General features: G+C 74.2%; 7 protein-coding genes. All 7 read right to left on the bottom strand.

Translation table 11 applies throughout. The features are described from left to right. Positions 1-130 precede the first annotated feature (130 nt). Genes truD through CKO13_RS09740 form a run of 7 tightly spaced genes read right to left on the bottom strand, consistent with a single transcriptional unit; the run spans position 131 to position 6,483 of the window. Positions 131-1,168 (bottom strand): tRNA pseudouridine(13) synthase TruD, encoded by a 1,038-nt coding sequence (truD, locus tag CKO13_RS09770; protein ID WP_200260215.1) that lies wholly within the window; start codon positions 1,166-1,168, stop codon positions 131-133. After that, the gene (gene ispF, locus CKO13_RS09765; RefSeq protein ID WP_200260212.1) at positions 1,165-1,653 is read right to left on the bottom strand and encodes a 2-C-methyl-D-erythritol 2,4-cyclodiphosphate synthase; all 489 of its coding nucleotides are present in this window, start codon (positions 1,651-1,653) and stop codon (positions 1,165-1,167) included. Before ispF ends, truD begins: the two co-directional genes overlap by 4 nt. Continuing rightward, complete coding sequence (gene ispD, locus CKO13_RS09760) at positions 1,653-2,381, bottom strand: 2-C-methyl-D-erythritol 4-phosphate cytidylyltransferase (RefSeq protein ID WP_338034628.1); 729 nt, start codon at positions 2,379-2,381, stop codon at positions 1,653-1,655. Before ispD ends, ispF begins: the two co-directional genes overlap by 1 nt. Before the next feature lie 2 nt (positions 2,382-2,383). Continuing rightward, a complete protein-coding gene (locus tag CKO13_RS09755; protein WP_200260206.1) occupies positions 2,384-2,656 on the bottom strand; it encodes a septum formation initiator family protein in 273 nt (90 codons plus the stop codon). A 48-nt stretch (positions 2,657-2,704) separates the two neighbouring features. After that, positions 2,705-3,991 carry a phosphopyruvate hydratase gene (eno, locus tag CKO13_RS09750; protein WP_200260202.1) on the bottom strand — a complete coding sequence of 429 codons (1,287 nt, stop codon included), beginning with the start codon at positions 3,989-3,991 and terminating at the stop codon, positions 2,705-2,707. Between the two features lie 3 nt (positions 3,992-3,994). Next, the gene (gene kdsA, locus CKO13_RS09745; protein ID WP_200260199.1) at positions 3,995-4,843 is read right to left on the bottom strand and encodes a 3-deoxy-8-phosphooctulonate synthase; all 849 of its coding nucleotides are present in this window, start codon (positions 4,841-4,843) and stop codon (positions 3,995-3,997) included. Between the two features lie 14 nt (positions 4,844-4,857). Next, the gene (locus CKO13_RS09740; protein ID WP_200260196.1) at positions 4,858-6,483 is read right to left on the bottom strand and encodes a CTP synthase; all 1,626 of its coding nucleotides are present in this window, start codon (positions 6,481-6,483) and stop codon (positions 4,858-4,860) included. Positions 6,484-6,612 lie beyond the last annotated feature (129 nt).

The following is a 6,612-nucleotide window of genomic DNA, read 5'->3' as shown; positions in this document are numbered from 1 at the left end:
GCTAAACTCGCTTCGCTCGGACAACGCGCGCTCGCCGAGCGGCTAACGCCGCTCGGCGTCCCCGCTCGGGCTGCGATGCTCGGCGCGCTCGAAAGGGCGCCATCCCCGGGGCCACCCGCGGGGCCGCGCCTCAGGGGGCCTCGGCGCCCTGCTCCGGCTCCCGGGCCTCGAGGAGCTCGGCGACCACCTCCGTGGCGTAGGCCCCGGAGGTCAGGGTGAAGCGCAGCTCCAGCTCCCCCGACGCCGGCCAGCGCCAGATCAGCCCGCGCGGCATCAGCCGCAGCGCCCGCCGGTCGGCGCGCACCCCGCGGTGCTCCAGCGCCGCCGTCAGCTCGGGCTCCTCGGCGAGGATGGCCGCCTCCAGGGCCGCCGGCGCCCCGCCGGGCCCCTCCCCGCCGGTGCCGGCCAGGGGGCCCGTGGGGTGGATCTCGCCGCGGGCGGTCCGCCGCCGCAGGGCCTCGTCCACGGCCTCGACGGCGAAGTGGCTGCCGCGGCCGTCGAGCCCGGCCCGGTCACCGGGCAGGAGCCGCTCCCAGGTGCCGTCCGCCACCCGTGCGGCGAGGACGCGGTTGAACAGCTCGGCGCGCACCGCCGACAGGAGCAGGCCGCGGACGGTGCGCCCGCGCACGGGCTGCCCCTCCAGGAGCCAGGCCCGGGCCTGCTCGAGGTTGCGGCCGCCGCGGCCGAAGCGCTGCGCCCCGAAGTAGTTGGGCACGCCGCGCCGGGCGATGGCCGCCAGGCGGGCGTCCACCGCCGCCGGCGGGGCGGCGACCGCGCGCAGGCGCAGGGTGAAGCGGTCCCCGGCCAGCGCGCCGCGGCGCAGCTTGCGGGCGTTGCGGGTCGCGGCGACGACGCGCACGCCGTCGGCGAGCTCCTCGCCGGCGGCGAGGGGGGCCGCGGCCCCGGGGAGGTGGGCGCTGAGCCACTGCTCCGTCTCGGCGTGGCGGTCCTTGAGCCCGGCGAAGGAGACGCGGCCGCGGGGGATCCCCAGGGCCTCGGCCAGGCGGCGGGCGACGGCCTCGGTGGTCCAGCCGCGCTTGCGGACGCGGAGCATCAGGTGCTCCCCGGCGCCTGAGGGGGTGAAGCCGAGCTCCTCCTCGACCCGGAAGTCCTCGGGGCGGCTGCGCAGCTGCGCCGTCCCCAGCGGGTCGCCGTGGGCGCGGCTCACGCCGCGCCCGGGCGCCCTTCGAGGAGGATTACGGCGAGGGCGGCGATGCCCTCGCCGCGCCCGGTGAAGCCGAGGCGCTCGCTGGTGGTGGCCTTGACGTTGACCGCCTGCGCCGGCAGGGCGAGCGCGTCCGCCGTCGCCTGGCGCATCGCGGCCACGTAGGGGGCGAGCTTCGGCGCCTGGGCGATCACCGTGGCGTCGACGTTGACCGGCGACCAGCCCTGCCCGGCCACCTGCTCGACGGCCCGGCGCAGGAGCAGCGCGCTGTCGGCGTCCTGCCACTGCGGGTCGTCGTCGGGGAAGTGGCTCCCGATGTCGCCGAGCCCGGCGCCGCCGAGCAGCGCGTCGGTGACGGCGTGCAGGAGGACGTCGCCGTCGGAGTGGGCCAGCAGGCCGCGGTGGTAGGGGATCGGCACGCCGCCGAGGCGGAAGCCGTCGCCGCCGTCGGCGAAGCGGTGGACGTCGAAGCCCTGGCCGATGCGCATCACGCCCCCTCCCCTTGCGGCCCCGCCGCGGACTGGGCCCGGAGGATGGCCGCAGCGAGGGCCAGGTCCGCGGGCTGGGTGATCTTGAGGTTCGCCGGGTCGCCGCTGACCAGCCGCGGCCGTCCGCCGTGGCGCTCGACGGCCTGCGCCTCGTCGGTCACCGCGGCGCCGCTCTCGAGGGCCTCCTCGAGGGCGGCGGTCAGCTGCCCCAGGGGGAAGAGCTGCGGCGTCTGCGCCTGCCACAGCCCGCTGCGGTCGACGGTGGCCGCCACGGCCGGGCCGCCCCCCTGCCCCGCCTCGCCGCGCTTGAGGGTGTCGCGCACCGGCGTGGCGAGCAGCGCGCCGTCGGCGGCCTCCCCGCCCTCGGCGAGGAGCCGGTCCAGCTCGGCCGCGCCGAGGCAGGGGCGCACCGCGTCGTGGACGAGGACCCGGTCCTCGGCGCCGGCGACCCGGGCGAGCCGGCGCAGCGCGGCGAGCACCGAATCGGAGCGCTCCGCGCCGCCGTCGGCCCGGTAGACCGGCTTCTGCGCGCCGTGCTCGACCCCTCCCCAGTACGGGTCCTCCGGGGCGAGGGCCACGACGGCGCCGCTCACCCGCGGGTGGGCGAGCAGCCGCTCCAGGGTCCAGGCGATGACCGGCCGCCCGAGCAGCTCCAGGTACTGCTTGGGGCAGCCGCCGCCCATGCGCCGCCCGACGCCCGCTGCCGGGATCACTGCCCAGAACGCCACGCTCACTCCTCCACGACCTGGTAGAAGACCTCGTCCTCGCGGATCATGCCGAGCTCCCGGCGGGCCCGGCCCTCCAGGGCCTCGGGCCCCTCCTTGAGGCTCTCGACCTTGGCGGCGAGGGCGTCGTTGCGCTGCTCGGCCCGCCTGTTGGCGGCCCGCTGCTCGGCGATCGACGCCCGCAGCTCGAGGAGCTCGGGCACGCCGCTGGCGCCGATCCAGAGCTGCCACTGCAGGGCGAGCAGCGCAGCGCCCAAGCCGATGCTGATCCAACGCACCCCACGTCCTCCGCGGCGCCCCCGCCGGGCGCCGGATCGCCGCCGGGCCTAGCGCCGGGCGGCCGGGATCGCCTCGAGCCCCACGTAGCGGGCCCGGTCGCCGAGCTGCTCCTCGATGCGCAGCAGCTGATTGTACTTCGCCACGCGGTCCGAGCGGCACAGCGAGCCGGTCTTGATCTGGCTCGCCCGGGTGGCCACGGCCAGGTCGGCGATGGCGACGTCCTCGGTCTCGCCGGAGCGGTGGGAGACCACGGCGCTGTAGCCGGCCCGGTCGGCCATGCGGATCGCCTCCAGGGTCTCGGTGACCGTGCCGATCTGGTTGAGCTTGATGAGGATAGAGTTCGCGACCCCGCGGTCGATCCCCTCCTGGAGGATGCGCGGGTTGGTCACGAACAGGTCGTCGCCGACGAGCTGCACCCGGTCGCCGAGGCGCTCGGTGAGCAGCCGCCAGCCCTCCCAGTCGGACTCGTCCATGCCGTCCTCGATGGAGCAGATCGGGTAGCGCTCGACGAGATCGGCGAGGTAGTCGGCGAAGCCGGCGGCGTCGAAGCTGCGCCCCTCGGAGGCGAGGCGGTAGGCGCCGTCGGCGTAGAGCTCGGAGCTGGCTACGTCGAGGGCCAGGAAGACGTCGCCGCCGGGCCGGTAGCCGGCGCGCTCGATGGCCTCGATGATCACGCCGAGGGCGGCCTCGTTGGAGGGCAGCTCCGGGGCGAAGCCGCCCTCGTCGCCGACCCCGGTGCTCAGCCCCCGCTCGTGGAGCACCCGCTTGAGCGCCTGGAAGACCTCGGCGCCGCAGCGCAGCGCCTCGGCGAAGCGCTCGAAGCCGAGGGGCATGACCATGAACTCCTGGATATCGACGTTGTTGTCGGCGTGCTCGCCGCCGTTGAGGATGTTCATCATCGGCGCCGGCAGCTTCGCCCCCTCGCCCTCGTCCTGCAGGTGGCGGTAGAGCGGCAGCCCGCGGCTGCGCGCCGCCGCCTGGGAGGCGGCCATGGAGACGGCGAGGATGGCGTTGGCGCCGAGGCGCTCCTTGTTGGCCGTGCCGTCGAGCTCGATCAGCCGCCGGTCGAGGGCCTGCTGATCGGCGCCGTCGACGCCCTGGAGGTGCTCGCGCAGGGTGGTGTTGACGTGCTCGACGGCGCGGCGCACCCCCTTGCCGCCGTAGCGCGGGTCGCCGTCGCGCAGCTCCACGGCCTCGCGGGTCCCCGTGGAGGCGCCGGAGGGCACGGCGGCGCGGCCCAGGCTGCCGTCATCGAGGACGACGTCGGCCTCGACGGTCGGGTTGCCCCGGGAGTCGAGGATCTCCCGCCCGATCACCTGCTCGATCTTCGCCATGATTCAATCGCTCTCCTGTTGCTCAACGAGTCCGCGCGCCTTCACCGCGCGGTCGAGCTCCACGACGCTGGCGAGGAGCTCACGCATCCGCTCCAGCGGCCAGGCGTTGGGCCCGTCCGAGAGCGCCCGCTCCGGGTCCGGATGGGTCTCCATGAACAGGCCCGCCACGCCGGCGGCCACCGCCGCCCGGGCGAGCACCGGCACGAACTCGCGCTGCCCGCCGGAGGCGCCGCCCTGCCCGCCCGGCAGCTGCACCGAGTGGGTGGCGTCGAAGACCACCGGGCAGCCCGTGGCGCGCATCACCGCCAGGGCGCGCATGTCCGAGACGAGGTTGTTGTAGCCGAAGCTCACGCCGCGCTCGCAGACGAGCAGCCGCTCGTTCCCGGCCGCCCGGGCCTTGTCGACGACGTTCGCCATATCCCAGGGGGCGAGGAACTGCCCCTTCTTGAGGTTGACGGGCAGGCCCTGGCGCGCCACGGCCTGGATGAAGTCGCTCTGCCGGCAGAGGAAGGCGGGGGTCTGGAGGACGTCCACCACGGCGGCGACCTCGGCGAGGGGGGTATCCTCGTGGACGTCGGTGAGCACGGGCAGGCCGTGCTCCCGGCGCACCCGCTCGAGCGCCTGCAGCCCGGCCTCTAGGCCCGGCCCCCGGTAGCTCGAGAGCGAGGAGCGGTTGGCCTTGTCGAACGAGGCCTTGAAGACCAGCCCCAGCCCCAGCTCGTCGGCGATCTCGCGCAGGGCGCCGGCGGTCTCCAGGACCAGCCCCTCGGACTCGATGACGCAGGGGCCGGCGATGAGGAACAGCGGCCGGTCCAGCCCCACCCGGATACCGCACAGATCGAAGCCGGCCATTCGCGCCTCCTCCTTCAGCCGTCCCGGTGGGCCATCGCCGCCCGCAGGAAGCTGGCGAACAGGGGATGGCCGTCCCGCGGCGTCGAGGTGAACTCGGGGTGGAACTGGCAGCCGATGAACCACGGGTGCTCCGGCAGCTCCACCACCTCCGCCAGGCGCCCGTCCTGGGACCAGCCGGAGAGGCTCAGCCCCGCCTCGGCGAGCCGGTCCCGGTAGTGGTTATTAAACTCATAGCGGTGGCGGTGGCGCTCGACAACCACCTCCTTGCCGTAGATGGCGTGGATCCGCGAGCCCGGGGCCAGGCGGCAGGGCTGGCCGCCCAGGCGCATGGTCCCGCCGAGGTCCGCACCCTCGTCGCGGCGCTCGAGCTCGCCCTCCTCGGTCTGCCACTCGGTGATCAGGCCGATGACCGGGTGGTGGGGGTGGCGGATGAACTCCGTGCTGTGCGCCCCCTCGAGCCCGGCGACGTGGCGGGCGAACTCGATGACCGCCACCTGCATCCCCAGGCAGATCCCCAGGTACGGGATGCGGTGCTCGCGGGCGTAGCGGGCCGCGGCGATCTTCCCCTCGATGCCGCGCTGGCCGAAGCCGCCGGGGACGAGGACGGCGTCGGCGCCCTCCAGGGGCGCCTCGCCCTCGCGCTCGAGGGCCTCGGAGTCGACGTAGCGGATGTTCACGCGCTGGCGGGTCTGCACGCCGGCGTGGCGCAGCGCCTCGTTGAGCGACATGTAGGCGTCGTTGAGCTCGACGTACTTGCCGACCATGGCCACCGTCACCTCCCCCTCGGGGTGGGCCATGATCTCGACGACGCGGTGCCAGTCGCTGAGGTTGGCCGGCGGCAGCTCCAGGCCCCACTTCTCGGCGACGATGTGGTCGAGCCCCTGGCGGTGGAGGAGCTCGGGGATCTGGTAGATGTTGTCCACGTCGAGCGCGGCGATCACCGCCCGCGGCTCGACGTTGGTGAACAGCGCGATCTTGCGCCGCTCCTCCTCGGGGATCTCGTAGGAGGCGCGGCAGACGAGGATGTCGGGCTGGATGCCGATCGAGCGCAGCTCCTTGACCGAGTGCTGCGTCGGCTTGGTCTTCATCTCCCCGGCGGTGCCGATGAACGGCACCAGGGTCAGGTGCATGAACAGGCAGCGCTCGCGGCCGAGCTCCGTGCCCATCTGGCGGATCGCCTCGAGGAACGGCAGCGACTCGATGTCGCCGACGGTGCCGCCGATCTCGACGAGGGCCACGTCGTAGTCGTCGGCCCCCTCCTGGATGCAGCGCTTGATCTCGTCGGTGACGTGGGGGATGACCTGCACCGTGCCGCCGAGGTAGTCGCCCCGGCGCTCCTTGCGGATGACCCGCTCGTAGATCCGCCCCGTGGTGTAGTTGTTGTGCCGGGTCACCGGCGCCTTGATGAAGCGCTCGTAGTGGCCGAGGTCGAGGTCGGTCTCGGCGCCGTCGTCGGTGACGTAGACCTCGCCGTGCTGGAAGGGGCTCATGGTCCCCGGGTCGACGTTGATATAGGGGTCGAGCTTGATCATCGTCACCGACAGCCCCCGGGCCTGGAGGACGGCGCCGAGGGAGGCGGCGGAGATCCCCTTGCCGAGGGACGAGACGACACCACCGGTAATGAAGAGATAACGCGTCATGAGGCTAGCGGGGGAGGTCCGTGAACGGGTGGCGAAACCCTACCAGAAGGGGGGCGGGGTCACAACGCGCCGCCCCCCTTCTGGTAGGGTTTCGCCACCCGTTCACGGACCTCCCCCGCTAGCCTCATG

This window comes from Halorhodospira neutriphila (assembly GCF_016584055.1).
In the GTDB taxonomy this organism is placed as follows: domain Bacteria; phylum Pseudomonadota; class Gammaproteobacteria; order Nitrococcales; family Halorhodospiraceae; genus Halorhodospira; species Halorhodospira neutriphila.
The sequence above is the reverse complement of the archived record's forward strand: the minus strand, read 5'-3'. Positions and strand labels throughout refer to the sequence as shown.

Excerpts from the sequence above, each read along its gene's own strand:
- ispF (WP_200260212.1), bottom strand. The coding sequence starts at position 1,653 with ATGCGCATCGGCCAGGGCTTCGACGTCCACCGCTTCGCCGACGGCGGC.
- eno (WP_200260202.1), bottom strand. The coding sequence starts at position 3,991 with ATGGCGAAGATCGAGCAGGTGATCGGGCGGGAGATCCTCGACTCCCGG.
- kdsA (WP_200260199.1), bottom strand. The coding sequence starts at position 4,843 with ATGGCCGGCTTCGATCTGTGCGGTATCCGGGTGGGGCTGGACCGGCCG.
- CKO13_RS09740 (WP_200260196.1), bottom strand. The coding sequence starts at position 6,483 with ATGACGCGTTATCTCTTCATTACCGGTGGTGTCGTCTCGTCCCTCGGC.